The sequence below is a fragment of the Shinella zoogloeoides genome, from assembly GCF_033705735.1.
GTDB classification, from domain to species: Bacteria; Pseudomonadota; Alphaproteobacteria; order Rhizobiales; family Rhizobiaceae; genus Shinella; species Shinella zoogloeoides_A.
In genome coordinates this window covers 2,326,330-2,340,333 of sequence record NZ_CP131130.1, presented here as the reverse complement: position 1 = coordinate 2,340,333, position 14,004 = coordinate 2,326,330, and the positions used below count along the sequence as shown (strand labels likewise).

The window sequence follows — 14,004 nt, the reverse complement described above, 5'->3', positions numbered from 1 at the left end:
GGGCGGAGCCACCTTTATCTCATCTTCCAAGACCGATTTAAGGAGGCCATCGTGGCACCTCGCGTACTCGTATCCGACGAACTCTCTGAAACCGCCGTCCAGATCTTTCGTGATCGCGGCGTAGACGTCGACTTCCAGCCGAAGCTCGGCAAGGACAAGGAAAAGCTCGCCGAGATCATCGGCAACTATGACGGCCTCGCCATCCGCTCCGCCACCAAGGCGACGGAAAAGCTGATCGCGGCGGCGACCAACCTCAAGGTCATCGGCCGCGCCGGCATCGGCGTCGACAATGTCGATATCCCGGCCGCCTCGCGCCGCGGCATCATCGTCATGAACACGCCCTTCGGCAACTCGATCACAACCGCCGAGCACGCCATCGCGCTGATGTTCGCCGTCGCCCGCCAGCTTCCGGCAGCAGACACCTCCACGCAGGCCGGCAAGTGGGAGAAGTCCAAGTTCATGGGCGTCGAGATCACCGGCAAGACGCTCGGCGTCATCGGCGCCGGCAATATCGGCGGCATCGTCTGCAAGAAGGCCATCGGCCTCGGCATGCATGTCATCGCCTACGATCCCTTCCTGTCGGCCGAACGCGCCGTGGAAATGGGCGTCGAGAAGGTGGAGTTGGACGACCTGCTCGCCCGCGCCGATTTCATCACGCTCCACGTTCCGATGACGGACAAGACCCGCGGCATCCTCGGCAAGGAAGCGCTCGCCAAGACCAAGAAGGGCGTGCGCATCATCAACTGCGCCCGTGGCGGCCTGGTCGATGAGGCGGCGCTTGCCGAAGCCATCAAGTCCGGCCATGTCGCCGGGGCTGGTTTCGATGTGTTCGAGGTCGAGCCCGCGACGGAAAGCCCGCTCTTCGGTCTCGATAACGTCGTCTGCACGCCGCATCTCGGCGCGTCGACCACGGAAGCGCAGGAGAACGTCGCCCTGCAGGTCGCCGAACAGATGTCGGATTACCTCGTCAAGGGTGCCGTCTCGAACGCCATCAACATGCCGTCGATCACGGCCGAGGAAGCGCCCATCCTGAAGCCCTTCATCCGTCTTGCGGACGTGCTCGGCGCCTTCGTCGGCCAGGTCACGGAAAGCGCGATCAAGGAAATTGAGATCCTCTACGACGGCGCGACCGCGTCGATGAACACCAAGGCGCTGACCAGCGCGGTGCTCGCCGGCCTCATCCGCTCGCAGGTGGCCGACGTCAACATGGTTTCGGCGCCGGTGATGATCAAGGAGAAGGGCATCATCCTCTCCGAGGTCAAGCGCGACAAGTCGGGCGTCTTCGACGGCTATATCCGCCTGACGGTGAAGACCGCCAACCAGACCCGCTCGGTCGCCGGCACGGTCTTCTCCGACGGCAAGCCGCGCTTCATCCAGATCAAGGGCATCAACCTCGATGCCGATGTCGGCCACCACATGGTCTACATCACCAACACCGACGTTCCCGGCATGATCGGCTTCATCGGCATGACGCTCGGCGAGGCCGGCGTGAACATCGCCAACTTCCAGCTCGGCCGCGAGAAGGAAGGGGGCGACGCCATCGCGCTGCTCTATGTCGACGGTGCGCTTTCCGATGAGGTGGTCGCCAAGCTCGGCGCCAACCCGGCGATCCGCCAGGTCAAGCCGCTCGTCTTCAACGTCGACTGATCTTCGTCCCTCCCAAGACGGAAATGGAAAGGCCCGTCGGAGCGATCCGGCGGGCCTTTTCCGTTTCAGCCGTTCTTTTCGCTCGGCCGGCCCCATTCGGCGACAGCGATGCCGCCGAGGACGAGGAGAAGGGCGAGGACATGGAAGAGCTGGATCGTCTCGCCGAGCAAAAGGACGGAGAGGATGGTGCCGAAAACGGGAATGGCGTTGATGAAGAGGCCGGCGCGGTTCGCGCCGATCATCTCGACGCCCCGCACATAGAGCACCTGCGAGAGCAGGGAGGGGAAGATGCCGGCATAGAGCACGACGCCCCAGCCGGTGGCGTCCGGGAAGATGGCCGCGCCGCGCGACAGTTCCCAGATGAAAAGCGGGATGGCGCTGAGGAGGGCGCCGAAGGCGGGGGCGGCGATGAAGCTCTGCCAGTGCAGTTCCGGCTTCCAGCGCAGCGATACGGTATAGCCGGCATAGACGATGCAGGCGACGAGCATCAGGGCGTCGCCGAAATTGAACTGAAGTTCCGCCAGTGCCGAGAATTCGCCATGAGCGGCTGTTAATAGCACGCCGACAAGGGTCACGGTAAAGCCGAGAACCTGCGCGAGCGATGCCTGGATGCGGAAGAGCAGGAAGTTGAAGACGAAGATCAGCATGGGAATGCCGGCCTGCTCGATGACCGCATTGATGGCGCTGGTATAGCCGACGGCGGTGTAGAGCAGGGCGTTGAAGGCCGTGAAGCCGAAGACGCCGTAGAGCAGGAGCTGCAGCCAGTGGCGGCGGATCTTCGGCCAGTCGCGCTTCACCTGCGGCAGCATGAAGGCGAGGATGACGAGAAGGGCCACGATCCAGCGGAAGGTCGTCAGCACCATCGGGCTGACATGGCCGACGGCAAGCTTGCCGGCAACCGAGTTCGCGCCCCAGAAAAGCGTGGTGACGGACAGATAGATATAGGCTCTGCTGTTCAAGGCGGCTTGTCCGGGTGAGAAAGGCAGGGGCGGGATGGGTAGGCGGCGCCTCACATAAGGCGAAAATCCGCGCCATGTCATGCAAAAAGCGGATGCCGGCCGCCATAACAGGGTCGCATTCCCAAAGACAACACAGTATAGATGCGCGGGTTTCAGGTCAGGCGCACGTGCACGTGCGCGTAAACGAGTGAAGCGCTCGCGCGCGAAAACGGGAAAGATGAAATGGCAAGTGTCGTAGTTGTCGGTTCGCAGTGGGGTGACGAAGGCAAGGGCAAGATTGTCGACTGGCTTTCGGAACGGGCGGAGGTGATCGTTCGTTACCAGGGCGGCCACAATGCCGGTCATACGCTCGTCATCAACGGCATCAGCTACAAGCTGGCCCTGCTTCCGTCCGGTCTTGTGCGCGGAAAGCTCAGCGTCATCGGCAACGGCGTCGTCGTCGATCCTCACCATTTCGTCGCGGAAGTGGAAAAGCTGCGCGCGCAGGGCGTCGCCGTGACGCCGGAGGTGCTGCGCATCGCCGACAACGCGCCGCTCATCCTGTCGCTGCACCGCGATCTCGACGCGCTGCGCGAGGACGCTGCTTCCAGCAACGGCACCAAGATCGGCACGACCCGCCGCGGCATCGGCCCGGCCTATGAGGACAAGGTTGGCCGACGCGCCATCCGCGTGATCGACCTTGCCGAACCGGAGACGCTGCGGCCGAAGATCGAGCGCCTGCTGACGCACCACAATGCGCTGCGCCGGGGCATGGGCCTTGCCGAAATTTCCGTCCAATCCATCGAGGAGGAACTGACCTCCGTCGCCGCGCAGATCCTGCCCTATGTCGACCGGGTCTGGGATGTTCTCGACAAGCACCGCAAGTCCGGCGCGCGCATCCTCTTCGAAGGCGCGCAGGGCGCGTTGCTCGACAACGACCACGGCACCTATCCGTTCGTGACGTCCTCCAACACGGTTGCCGGGCAGGCGGCCGCCGGTTCGGGCCTCGGCCCGACGGCGATCAGCTATGTGCTGGGCATCACCAAGGCTTATACGACCCGCGTGGGCGAAGGCCCGTTCCCCTGTGAGCTGGATGACGAGATCGGCAAGCATCTTGCGACCGTGGGCCGCGAGGTCGGCGTCAATACCGGCCGCCCGCGCCGTTGCGGCTGGTTCGATGCCGTGCTGGTACGCCAGACGGTCAAGACCAACGGCATCAGCGGCATCGCGCTCACCAAGCTCGACGTTCTCGACGGGCTGGACGAATTGAAAATCTGCGTCGGCTACAAGCTGGATGGTAAGGAGATCGACTACCTGCCGGCGAGCCAGAGCCAGCAGGCCCGCGTCGAGCCGATCTATGTCACGCTCGAAGGCTGGAAGGAATCGACGGTCGGCGCGCGCAGCTGGGCGGACCTGCCGGCCCAGGCGATCAAGTATGTCCGCCAGGTCGAAGAGTTGATCGGCGCCCCGGTCGCCCTGCTTTCGACCAGCCCGGAGCGCGACGACACCATACTTGTGACCGACCCGTTTGAGGACTAATCTCAAGCTCAACACCAGTTCCGTGACCTATTCCAATAGGATAGCACGCGAACACGACGGAAAGTTCTGATGGCGGATTTTGTAGCAGTCATTCGAAGGGCCGTGGATGGCCTCTCGGACAACAATGCCGAGATGCGGCAGAAGGTTTACGAGAAAGCCCGCGGCGCGGTCCGCCGGCAGCTCGAATCCATGAACCCGCGCCCCTCCGATGAACTCATGAAGCGCCAGCTCGACAAGCTGGAAGCGGCGATCACGGACGTCGAGGGCGATCATGCCGAGGCGCTTCCGGCCGAGGAGCCCGCCTTCGAACCCGTCGAGGAACCCGTTGCAGCAGTGCCGGTGGCGGAAGAGCCCGCCGCCGTCGCGCAGCCGGAAGAAGAGCCTGTCACAGCCGCCGAGCCGGAGCCCTACGAGGAGCCGGCCGCCGTCGAGCATCATGCGGAAGAGCTGCCGGCCGAAGAGCCGGTCGCTTACGAGCCTGTCGCTCATGAACCCATTGCGCACGAACCGGTGGCGGAAGAGCCGGCTGCCGAGGAGCCCGTCGCCGTCAGCGAGCCGGACGCCGAGCCGGAGCCCGAACCCGTCGTCGAGGAGCAGATCGTTCATCACGAGCCGGTCGCCGTCGCCGCCCATGTCGAGCCGTCCTGGCAGGCGGAGGCTGAGCCGACGGAGGACTACGTTCCCTCCTGGCACGAGCCCGAGCATGACGTGACCGCCGAGGCGGGGGCCGAGACGGTGGAGGTCGTCGAGCCCGAGCCGGTCGCCTATCCCGTTCACGACGTGCAGGCGCCGGAGGCCGATCCGCTGGCGGAAGCCCGCATGCCGGCCGCAGAGGCCGCATGGGACTGGAACGAGGCGGCCACCTCCGCGACTGTCGCCGAGAACCACGACCAGCCCGCCGTCGAGCCCGATCCGCTTGCCTGGGAATGGCCCGAGGAAAAGGCCGTCCCGGCGGAAGCCCAGCCGGCCGATACCGCGAAGAAGAGCGATTGGGACGACCTCGACGACCTGATGGGCTTCCCGGCCAAGACGGAACCGTCCGTCACGGCGACGCCGCCGGCCTTCGACGACGGCCTTGCGGGGATCACCTCAACGGCAGCGGCAACAGCAGGCGCCGAGACGGCCCGCGCGCCGCAGCGTTCGTTCCGCGCCGAGCCGCGCAAGTCGCGTTTCGGCCTCGGTGCGCTTGCCGCTACCGTCGCGTTCCTGGCGATCGTCGGCGGTGCCGGCGCGGCCTACTGGTTCAACCGCGATACGGTGAACGGCTGGGTCAACGAGAAGATCGCCTCCTTCACCGCCCCGGCGGAAAAGACGCCCGCGGAAACGAAGCCGGCCACCGACACGGCGGATGGCGCGCGAAACCTGCCGGCGAACACCACGCCTTCCACCCAGCAGACGGGCGATAATAATGCTGCCGGCACCACGGCGAACACCGAGGTCGCTTCCGCAGAGCAGAATGCCAGCGGCAAGTTCACCCAGCGCCTGATGACGGACGGCTCGGAGGTCGACAACGGCCCGGCGCCGGCGCTCGACGGCAACGGGACCGAAGAGGGCAAGTCCGTCGCGGCCCAGTCCACGGAAACCGCCCAGGCCGGGAACGACGGCAATGCCGGCGTGGTCACGGGCACGGAAACGGCGCAACAGACCCCGGCCGGCAACGGCACGGCGACGACGACCGGCGAACAGGTCCCGGCCGCAACCGGCGAGCAGCCGGCCGCGGGCGTGTCGCAGAAGATGTTCCTTTACGAGGAGCGTCTCGGCCAGACCTCGCCGACGGCCATCGAAGGCACGGTCGCCTGGTCGAGCGCCGAGGAATCGCCGGGTGGCGACGCCAAGCCCGAGCCGGTGGTGCGCGCGCAGATCAACGTGCCCTCGAAGGGCCTGACGGCGCTCATCACCTTCCGCCGCAACGCGGACAAGTCGCTGCCGGCGAGCCATATCGTCGAGCTGGTCTTCTCGCTGCCGGAGAATTTCGAGGGCGGCGGCATCGAGAGCGTGCAGCGCGTGGCGATGAAGCGGACCGAGCAGGACCGCGGCGACGCGCTCATCGCGGTGCCCGCCAAGATCACCGACGATTTCCACATGATCGCGCTCAACGACTTCCCCGAGGCGATCGCCAAGAACACGGAACTCATGCGCACGCGCTCGTGGATCGATATCCCGATCACCTACCGCAACGGCCGCCGCGCGCTGCTGACGCTCGACAAGGGCGCGGCCGGCACGGAAGCCTTCGACAAGGTGATGAAGGCCTGGGCCGCAGCCGGCAGCGCCGGCCAGTAAGGCTCCGCCAACAGGCAAAAAGAAAGGCCCGGCATCGCTGCCGGGCCTTTTTCATGTCGGGATGCCGTTCGCCTTATGCGTCTTCGATGACGCGGACAGCGCGGGCCTGTTCGGCCGCGTATTTCTGCACGGCTTCCTGCACCTTCTCGAAGGCGCGCACCTCGATCTGGCGCACGCGCTCGCGGCTGATGTCGAACTCGCTGGAAAGCTCTTCCAGCGTGACCGGGTCCTCGGCGAGACGGCGGGCCTCGAAGATGCGGCGCTCGCGATCATTGAGGACGCTCATCGCGCGGGCCAGCATGCCGCGGCGCGTTTCCAGCTCGTCCTGTTCGATCAGGGTCTGTTCCTGGCTGTCGTGGTCGTCGACGAGCCAGTCCTGCCATTGGCCGCTGTCGCCTTCGGACGCCTTGATGGGCGCGTTCAGCGAGGCGTCGCCGGACAGGCGGCGGTTCATCGAGACGACTTCGTCCTCGGAGACCTTGAGCTTGGTCGCGATTTCCTTCACCTGGTCGGGGCGCAGGTCGCCATCGTCGATGGCCTGGATCTTGCCCTTCATGCGGCGCAGGTTGAAGAACAGGCGCTTCTGGTTGGCGGTCGTGCCCATCTTCACCAGCGACCAGGACCGCAGGATATATTCCTGGATCGAGGCCTTGATCCACCACATGGCATAGGTCGCGAGGCGGAAGCCGCGTTCCGGGTCGAATTTCTTGACGGCCTGCATCAGGCCGACATTGCCCTCGGAAACGACTTCGCCGATTGGCAGGCCGTAGCCGCGATAACCCATGGCGATCTTGGCCACGAGACGAAGGTGGCTCGTGACGAGCTGATGGGCGGCGTTGCGGTCGCCGTGCTCCTGGTAACGCTTGGCGAGCATGTATTCCTGCTGCGGCTCAAGCATCGGAAACTTGCGGATTTCATCGAGATAGCGGTTGAGACCACCTTCTCCGGCCGTGATAGACGGCAGCGTATTGCGGGCCATTCAGCACCCCTTTCTGAGACGGCTTCCATTCCGGCAAGCCTTGGTTCGGAGCTTGATCCCGAGACCGGATCCCCGTCAGCGACCATGCTCCCCGTGGGTCATGGCGACCCCACTGATCCTACAGATAGGTATGGCGAAACAATGATTCAAGATTGCGCGCGCCTTCACGGCTGCGTGAAGGCGGCGGCGGAAAGGAATTTATGGCACATCCCCAAGATGGGGTCCGCCGCCCGGAAATCAAGGGGTTTACGCCTCTTCCATGCTGCGCAAGGCGTCGATCAGCCGTTCCATGTCCGCCGGCGGGGGCGCCTCGAAATGCATGGTCTCGCCGGTCGAGGGATGCTCGAACTGGAGGAGGAAGGCATGCAGCGCCTGGCGGCGGAAGCCGTTGACGATCTTTCGCGCCTCGTCCGGCAGGCGGTTCGCCTTGGTGCGGAAGGCCGCGCCATATTCCGGATCGCCGATCAGCGGATGGCCGATATGGGCCATGTGCACGCGGATCTGGTGCGTGCGGCCGGTCTCCAGGTGGCACTCGACCAGCGAGGCGAGGCTCGTGCCGTCCTCGGTCTCGCCGTAGCGCTCCACCACCTCGTAATGGGTGATCGCCTCGCGGGCGTCGTCCGCATCCTCGCGCTTGACCGCGCGCTTGGTGCGGTCGGCGCCGCGACCGAGCGGGGCGTCGATCGTGCCCTTGATCTGGCGCGGGCGGCCCCAGACGATGGCCTGGTAGGCGCGTTCCAGCGGGCCGGTGCGGCCGTGGTCGGCGAACTGGTCGGAGAGATGGCGGTGGGCCGCGTCGTTCTTGGCGACGACCATGACCCCGCTCGTCTCCTTGTCCAGCCGGTGCACGATGCCGGGGCGGCGCACGCCGCCGATGCCGGAAAGGCTCGCCCCGCAATGGTGGATGAGGGCATTGACCAGCGTGCCCGTCCAGTTGCCGACGGCGGGGTGCACGACGAGGCCGGCCGGCTTGACGAGCACGATCAGGTCGTCGTCCTCGTAGAGCACGTCGAGCGGGATGTCCTCGCCCTTCGGCTCGGGATCGCGCGGGGCGGGCATGGTGAACTCGATCACGTCGCCAGGATGCACCTTGCGCTTCGGCTCGGTCATCACCGCGCCGTTGACGATGGCGGCGCCTTCCTCGATCAGCGCCTTGATGCGGCTGCGCGAATAGTCGCCGGCAAGCGTGGCGGCCAGCCATGCGTCGATGCGTCCTTCCGCATCTTCCGGCGCGGTCAGGACTTTTCTTGTGGCCTCGGCTTCTTTAAAGGGGTCGGTCATCGTTTCACTTATGCTGATTGCCGGAAGGGCGCCCGACATGTCCAATATCGAAAACGACGATCAGGAAGACAAGCCGCTCGACCCGGTCATGGAGAATGTGCGCCGCAAGATGATGCGCCTGCAACTCGTTTCGGGCGGCATCATGCTTCTGATGTTCATGGCGGTGCTCGCGGCCATTGTCTATAAGATCAGCAACCGGGATGGCAAGCCAGAAGCGGTGGCGACCTCGGGCGGCCTTTCGGTGCCGAGCGACGCGCCGGTCAAGGCGACCGCGACGCTGCCGGCCGGTTTCGCCGTTTCGGCCGTGTCGCAGTCAGCCGGGCAGATCCTGTTCTACGGCGCGATGGCCGATGGCGCGCGCAAGGCTTTCCTCTTCGACATCGCCGCCGGCCGCGTCGTCGCCGAAATCGACATTGCGGGCAACTGATCCGGCATGGCCGCCGCGCCGATCCGCATATACGATCCCGGCGATCCGCGCATTGCCGGCTTCGTCTCGATCCGCGAGCGGGACCTGACGGGCCGCGACGGGCTTTTCATTGCCGAAGGCACCGTGGTGCTGCGCATGCTCGGGCAGGGCGCAGCACGAGGCAACGGCTTTGCGGCCGAAGCCATCCTGCTTCTCGAAAACCGGCTGGCCCGGCTTGGCGAGGTGCTCGACGCCTTTCCCGAAAGCGTGCCGGTCTATGTCGCCGCGCAGCCGGTCTTCGATGCGATCGCCGGTTTCAACATGCATCGCGGCGTGCTGGCGCTCGGCCGCAAGCCGGCTGCGGACATCGGCGCCTCGCTGCTCGGCCGGCTGCCGGCGGCGAGCCTCGTCCTGGCCGGCTGCGGCCTTTCCAATCATGACAATGTCGGCTCGATCTTCCGCAACGCCGCCGCCTTCGGCGCGGATGCGGTCTTCCTCGACGAGACGTCCTGCGATCCGCTCTACCGCAAGGCGATCCGCGTCTCCGTCGGCTCCGTGCTGACGGTGCCCTTCGCGCGCGGCCTTGCCGCCGAGGCCATGCTGCGCGGGCTTTTTGAGGCGGGCTTCGAGATCTGGGGGCTTTCGCCGCGCGGCGAGGTACCAGTGGCCGCCATCCCCGCCGCGTGCCGGATCGCGCTCGTGCTGGGGACGGAAGGCGAGGGGCTGCCGGACAGCATCCTTTCCTCGTTCCGCACCGCCCGCATCCCGCAACGTCCCGGCCTCGACAGCCTCAATGTCGCGACGGCAAGCGGCATCGCGCTCTACCAGATCGCCCTGACGATGGGCCGGGTGAGTTAGAGCATTTTCGCTTTCTTCGAATCGCGAAAACGTTCCAACTCTTTATTTCTACGCAATCCCGGACGCAAAACCGCTTCGCACTTTTGCTGGAATTGCTTCAGGCGGGACGATAGGTCAGCCGGATCACATTCTCGCCGATGCGGTCGCTCGCCACGAGGCGCAGCGGCGGGCGCGGGCCGGCGAAGAACGGCTTGCCGTGGCCGACCACGACGGGGTGGAGATACAGCCGGTACTCGTCGACGAGGCCGAGATCGGTCAGGCTTTTCGCCAGTTCGGGTCCGGCAACCTCGATCTCTCCGTCGCGGTCGGCCTTCAGTTGCCGTATCGGCGCTTCGATGTCTTCGGCAAGAAGCGTGGCGTTCGGGCCGACGGATTTGAGCGAGCGCGACACGACCCATTTCGGCCGGCTGCGCCATGCCGCCGCATAGTCGCGCTCCGCCTCGCCCCATTCCGGACGGTCGTCGTCCCAATAGCGCACCACGTCGTACATCCGTCGGCCGTAAATCATGCCGGTGAGGCCGCGTACGTCATCGATGAAATGAAGAAACACCGCCGGCTCCGGCGCAAATGCCGTGTGGTCGACATAGCCGTCCAGGGACTGGTTCAGAGCGAATACGAGCTTCGCCATCCGCGGGACTCCTCAAAAGCGCTGGAAGGGCGTGGGGAATGCTACGCAGAAAAGGCACCGGCGACAATCCGGTGCTGTTTCGCGAGGCCACTCCGCTTCCGACTCGGCCCGCCTGCGGTCAGCTCTCGTCGTGGCCCATGCGCTCGCGCGCCCGGCGGGCGAGGCTCTGGTCGTCGCCTTCGAGATCGGGCTCGATGGTCGCGATGAGGTCGTGGACGGGGGAGCTTGCGCCTTCGCGCGTGGCGGTCAGCACGATCATCTTGCTGGCGAGGTCGGCCATCTCCTCGCGCAACGCGGCGTCGTTCGCATCGGTCCTGGCCGCTAGCAGCCGTTCCGTGAGCGCGGTGCTCTGGTTACGGGCATCCTCCTCCAGCGCGACGATGTCGATCGGCGGGACGGGCTGAAGCACCTTCTCGGCGCGGCGGTTGGAAATGCGGCTTGCCGCGATGTTGCGGGAGAGGCCGGTGGCGTGGCTGGCCTTCGCCGCTTCCTTGCTTTCTGCCGTCAAAGTCTTCACCTTCTCGCGCAGGCGGCCGATCTCCGCGATGCGCCGCTCGATCGCATTGTCCTTGTCGGCGCTGCCGGCCAGTTCCCGCGTCAGTTTCGTCTCGAGCTGGCGGGCGCGGCCTTCCTCGCGCGAAAGCCGGATTTCGAGCGCCTTCGCCTTCTCGATGGATGCCTTGATATCTTCGCGCAGCTTGTCGCGCTCGTCCTTCAGGTTGCCGATGCGGCTCTGGAGGTTTTCCATCACCGTGTCGCGCGCGGCAAGGTCGATCTTCATGTTGTCGAGGTCGGCGCGCAGGCGGCCGATCGTGCCTTCGAGCTTTTCGATATCCGCCGCGCGCGCGCGTATCTCGCGATCGGCGCCGACGAGGGCGTTTCTCAATTGCTCGCTCTTCATTTCCTCGCGCCGGAGCGCCGAGCGCCGGTCGCCGGCCTCGATGTTCATGTCGGCGATCTGGGCGTGAAGTTCGGCATTTTCCGTACTGATCGCACCGGCCTCGGCGATCAGCTTCTCGGTGCGGACCATTTCCAGCGTGTGCTTCTCGCGCGCGCGGCGGACATCCTGGGCGAGGCGGGCGTTTTCGGCGGCGAAGGCGGCGCGCGCCATGTCCTTCTGCGCGCGCACTTCCTGCGGGCTGAGCGGCATGGTGGCGAGCATGCGCTGTTCGGTGAACCTGACGACACGCTTCTGGATCGCCGGGGCGACGAGAAGGCCGGCCAGCGTGGCGGCGAGAAAGCCGAGTGCGAAGAGGAGGGCGTACTCGATCACGGATCCACTCGTTCCAAACATGGCCCAAAACGGGTCTCGAACGAGCGCACTATAGCGGCTCGTTCGAGCTTGCACAGGGGGCGTTCCCGCGAAATCGGCCTGCTTTTGCGTGACGGACGAGGCGTCGGCTTCATTCGTGTCAGAAAGGATTCCAGGTGGGCTGGCGCGTCAGCTTCAGATAGCCGGCGTTGATGCCGAGCCGGGCGCCGACGCCGGTGCGGATCGGCACGAGCACGATGTCGCGGTTGACGTTGACCTGCATGCCGAGGCCGGCAATGATATAGGCCGAGCCGGAGACGCCACCAAAGCGATCGTACAGCGAATCGACATTCGGCAGGTTGTAGACGAGCATCATGGTGCGGCTGCCCTGGCCACCCCAGTCGAGGCCGAGCGAGGGACCCTGCCAGAAGACGGAGTGCTGGCCGGCATTCTTGGTGTTGAGCGTGCCTTCGCCATAGGTCAGGCCGGCAACGAAGGCGCCGGACCCTTCCTGGCCGAGAATGTAGCCGTTCGGCAGGCCGTAGGATTCGAAGGCGCGTTCCACCAGCTTGGCAAGGCCGCCGGAGGTCTCGCCGAAGAAGCTGTGACCGGTGTCGACGATCTCCTGCATGGTATACTGGTTGCTCTGCTGCGCAGCCGCCGGCAAGGCGAAGAAGAGGGTCATGCACGCCGCTGCGGCGAGCCCCAATACCTTCGTCACCAGATGTGAAATAGCCATGTCCGTCCGCCTTCCTTCATGTCCCGGCCCCGTTCCATCAGCAATTTGACCCGATGATCTTAACAATCGGTTTACCAAATGTGGTGTCATTATGGCTGTCTTGAAATCGAGCACGCCTCGCGCAATTCCGGCGTGCTATGCGTCGCGCGGAATGTCCCCGCGTGTGCCCGCAATGGGCGGCCCGCGATGAACGAATGCGTGGATCTGGGAGAAATTTATGGCGAAAAATCCGAACCTTACGCTGACCGGTCCCGATCTGGCAGCGCTTCTGTGCAGCCGCGTCTGCCATGACGTCATCTCGCCCGTCGGAGCGATCAACAATGGCCTGGAACTGCTCGACGAGGGCGGTGCCGACGCCGAGGCGATGGATCTCATCCGCGCCAGCGCCCTCAACGCCTCCGTGCGCCTGAAATTCGCGCGCCTCGCCTTCGGCGCGTCCGGCTCGGTCGGCGCCTCGATCGATACGGGCGAGGCGGAAAAGGCGGCGCGCGACTTCGCGGCGGCCGAGAAGAAGACGGAGATCACCTGGACGGGGCCCCGCGCCATCGTCGCGAAGAACCGGGTCAAGCTGCTGCTCAACCTGTTCCTCATCGCCTATGGCGCGATCCCGCGCGGCGGCTCGATCGACGTGACGCTGGAAAACCCGGAATTCGACGCGGTGTTCAAGCTCGCCGTGAAGGGCCGCATGCTGCGCGTGCCGCCGAAGTTCATGGAAATCCTTTCCGGCACGCCGGAAGAGGCGGTCGACGCGCATTCCATCCAGCCCTACTACACGGTTCTGCTCGCCGACGAGGCGGGAATGGAGCTCGACGTGACGGTGCATCCCGAAGAGATCGTCTTCTCCGCCCGCATGGTTGCGGCATCGGAATGATCGGTGGGCGGCCATGGTTCGTTAACCATGGCCGCTAACGCTTTGTTTGCCAGGTGCCGGTAGAGTTGCATCCTGTATCGTTCCCGCTCTGCGAGCGGGAGACCTAGGAGCAGCTAATGCAGCGGTTGATGATCGCCGACGGTTCCGATGTCGTCCGTAAGGTCGGCAAGCGTATTCTTTCCGGTTTCGATTTCCTCGTGCTGGAAGCCTCGAGCTCGCTTGAGGCGCTGGTGCGCTGCGAAGCCGAACTGCCCAACATCCTGATCGTCGATTCCACCATGGACGGCGCGCTCGAGCTGATCAGCAACGTGCGCAACCTGCCGCAGGGCAAGTCCGTGCGCATCTATTATTGCGTGGTCGAGGCCGACCTCAAGAAGATGATGATGGGCAAGCGCGCCGGCGCCGACGACTTCCTGCTGAAGCCGTTCGACCGGAAGATCCTGACCCAGGTCTTCGGCAATCTTTCGATCGCCGCCTGAAGAGATTTCCATAGCTGAACGAAAACGCGGCCGCTCCCAGGGAGCCGGCCGCGTTTGCTTGTTGAGCCTTATTTTCCCACCCACTGCCGTCATCCTCGGCCTTGAGC

At 65.1% G+C, this 14,004-nt stretch carries 13 protein-coding genes; 7 read left to right on the top strand and 6 right to left on the bottom strand.

What is annotated here, in order from left to right; genetic code table 11:
- The first annotated feature begins 51 nt into the window (after nucleotides 1-51).
- Entirely contained in the window at nucleotides 52-1,647 is a 1,596-nt protein-coding gene (gene serA, locus ShzoTeo12_RS11740; RefSeq protein ID WP_318909823.1) for a phosphoglycerate dehydrogenase, read from the top strand.
- A 65-nt stretch (nucleotides 1,648-1,712) separates the two neighbouring features.
- Here serA and ShzoTeo12_RS11735 read toward each other — a convergent pair whose 3' ends face one another.
- The gene (locus tag ShzoTeo12_RS11735; RefSeq protein ID WP_119256736.1) at nucleotides 1,713-2,606 is read right to left on the bottom strand and encodes a DMT family transporter; all 894 of its coding nucleotides are present in this window, start codon (nucleotides 2,604-2,606) and stop codon (nucleotides 1,713-1,715) included.
- A 222-nt stretch (nucleotides 2,607-2,828) separates the two neighbouring features.
- Here ShzoTeo12_RS11735 and ShzoTeo12_RS11730 point away from each other — a divergent pair, with 222 nt between their 5' ends.
- Together ShzoTeo12_RS11730 and ShzoTeo12_RS11725 are read left to right on the top strand one after the other, a co-directional pair.
- A complete protein-coding gene (locus ShzoTeo12_RS11730) occupies nucleotides 2,829-4,124 on the top strand; it encodes an adenylosuccinate synthase (protein ID WP_318909822.1) in 1,296 nt (431 codons plus the stop codon).
- A 69-nt stretch (nucleotides 4,125-4,193) separates the two neighbouring features.
- A complete protein-coding gene (locus ShzoTeo12_RS11725; protein WP_318909821.1) occupies nucleotides 4,194-6,404 on the top strand; it encodes a hypothetical protein in 2,211 nt (736 codons plus the stop codon).
- Between the two features lie 73 nt (nucleotides 6,405-6,477).
- On the opposite strand, the gene rpoH is transcribed toward ShzoTeo12_RS11725, so the two are convergent.
- Both rpoH and ShzoTeo12_RS11715 read right to left on the bottom strand, forming a co-directional pair.
- Entirely contained in the window at nucleotides 6,478-7,383 is a 906-nt protein-coding gene (gene rpoH / locus ShzoTeo12_RS11720; protein ID WP_318909820.1) for an RNA polymerase sigma factor RpoH, read from the bottom strand.
- Between the two features lie 246 nt (nucleotides 7,384-7,629).
- Nucleotides 7,630-8,664: an RluA family pseudouridine synthase gene (locus tag ShzoTeo12_RS11715; RefSeq protein WP_318909819.1), complete on the bottom strand. Its 1,035-nt coding sequence runs from the start codon at nucleotides 8,662-8,664 to the stop codon at nucleotides 7,630-7,632.
- Nucleotides 8,665-8,701: 37 nt separating this feature from the next.
- On the opposite strand from ShzoTeo12_RS11715, the gene ShzoTeo12_RS11710 reads away from it, so the two are divergent.
- Together ShzoTeo12_RS11710 and ShzoTeo12_RS11705 are read left to right on the top strand one after the other, a co-directional pair.
- Nucleotides 8,702-9,091, top strand: coding sequence for a hypothetical protein (locus ShzoTeo12_RS11710; protein WP_119256741.1), 390 nt, complete (start codon nucleotides 8,702-8,704; stop codon nucleotides 9,089-9,091).
- A 6-nt stretch (nucleotides 9,092-9,097) separates the two neighbouring features.
- Nucleotides 9,098-9,928 (top strand): RNA methyltransferase, encoded by an 831-nt coding sequence (locus tag ShzoTeo12_RS11705; protein WP_318909818.1) that lies wholly within the window; start codon nucleotides 9,098-9,100, stop codon nucleotides 9,926-9,928.
- Between the two features lie 97 nt (nucleotides 9,929-10,025).
- On the opposite strand, the gene ShzoTeo12_RS11700 is transcribed toward ShzoTeo12_RS11705, so the two are convergent.
- From ShzoTeo12_RS11700 to ShzoTeo12_RS11690, 3 genes are all read right to left on the bottom strand, one after another.
- A complete protein-coding gene (locus ShzoTeo12_RS11700) occupies nucleotides 10,026-10,556 on the bottom strand; it encodes a dihydrofolate reductase family protein (RefSeq protein ID WP_318909817.1) in 531 nt (176 codons plus the stop codon).
- A gap of 118 nt (nucleotides 10,557-10,674) precedes the next feature.
- Nucleotides 10,675-11,829: a hypothetical protein gene (locus ShzoTeo12_RS11695; protein WP_318909816.1), complete on the bottom strand. Its 1,155-nt coding sequence runs from the start codon at nucleotides 11,827-11,829 to the stop codon at nucleotides 10,675-10,677.
- Between the two features lie 139 nt (nucleotides 11,830-11,968).
- On the bottom strand, nucleotides 11,969-12,547 hold the full coding sequence (locus tag ShzoTeo12_RS11690) for a DUF1134 domain-containing protein (protein WP_119256745.1): 579 nt from the start codon (nucleotides 12,545-12,547) through the stop codon (nucleotides 11,969-11,971).
- A gap of 217 nt (nucleotides 12,548-12,764) precedes the next feature.
- Between ShzoTeo12_RS11690 and chpT the strand changes: the two genes are divergently transcribed.
- Together chpT and ShzoTeo12_RS11680 are read left to right on the top strand one after the other, a co-directional pair.
- A complete protein-coding gene (gene chpT / locus ShzoTeo12_RS11685) occupies nucleotides 12,765-13,418 on the top strand; it encodes a histidine phosphotransferase ChpT (RefSeq protein WP_119256746.1) in 654 nt (217 codons plus the stop codon).
- A gap of 116 nt (nucleotides 13,419-13,534) precedes the next feature.
- Nucleotides 13,535-13,897, top strand: coding sequence for a response regulator (locus ShzoTeo12_RS11680; protein ID WP_119256747.1), 363 nt, complete (start codon nucleotides 13,535-13,537; stop codon nucleotides 13,895-13,897).
- Nucleotides 13,898-14,004 lie beyond the last annotated feature (107 nt).

Bases quoted from the DNA above. Each gene is read 5' to 3' on its own strand.
- ShzoTeo12_RS11730 (WP_318909822.1), top strand. From the start codon at position 2,829: ATGGCAAGTGTCGTAGTTGTCGGTTCGCAGTGGGGTGACGAAGGCAAG.
- ShzoTeo12_RS11725 (WP_318909821.1), top strand. From the start codon at position 4,194: ATGGCGGATTTTGTAGCAGTCATTCGAAGGGCCGTGGATGGCCTCTCG.
- rpoH (WP_318909820.1), bottom strand. From the start codon at position 7,383: ATGGCCCGCAATACGCTGCCGTCTATCACGGCCGGAGAAGGTGGTCTC.
- ShzoTeo12_RS11715 (WP_318909819.1), bottom strand. From the start codon at position 8,664: ATGACCGACCCCTTTAAAGAAGCCGAGGCCACAAGAAAAGTCCTGACC.
- ShzoTeo12_RS11710 (WP_119256741.1), top strand. From the start codon at position 8,702: ATGTCCAATATCGAAAACGACGATCAGGAAGACAAGCCGCTCGACCCG.
- ShzoTeo12_RS11705 (WP_318909818.1), top strand. From the start codon at position 9,098: ATGGCCGCCGCGCCGATCCGCATATACGATCCCGGCGATCCGCGCATT.
- ShzoTeo12_RS11700 (WP_318909817.1), bottom strand. From the start codon at position 10,556: ATGGCGAAGCTCGTATTCGCTCTGAACCAGTCCCTGGACGGCTATGTC.
- ShzoTeo12_RS11690 (WP_119256745.1), bottom strand. From the start codon at position 12,547: ATGGCTATTTCACATCTGGTGACGAAGGTATTGGGGCTCGCCGCAGCG.
- chpT (WP_119256746.1), top strand. From the start codon at position 12,765: ATGGCGAAAAATCCGAACCTTACGCTGACCGGTCCCGATCTGGCAGCG.
- ShzoTeo12_RS11680 (WP_119256747.1), top strand. From the start codon at position 13,535: ATGCAGCGGTTGATGATCGCCGACGGTTCCGATGTCGTCCGTAAGGTC.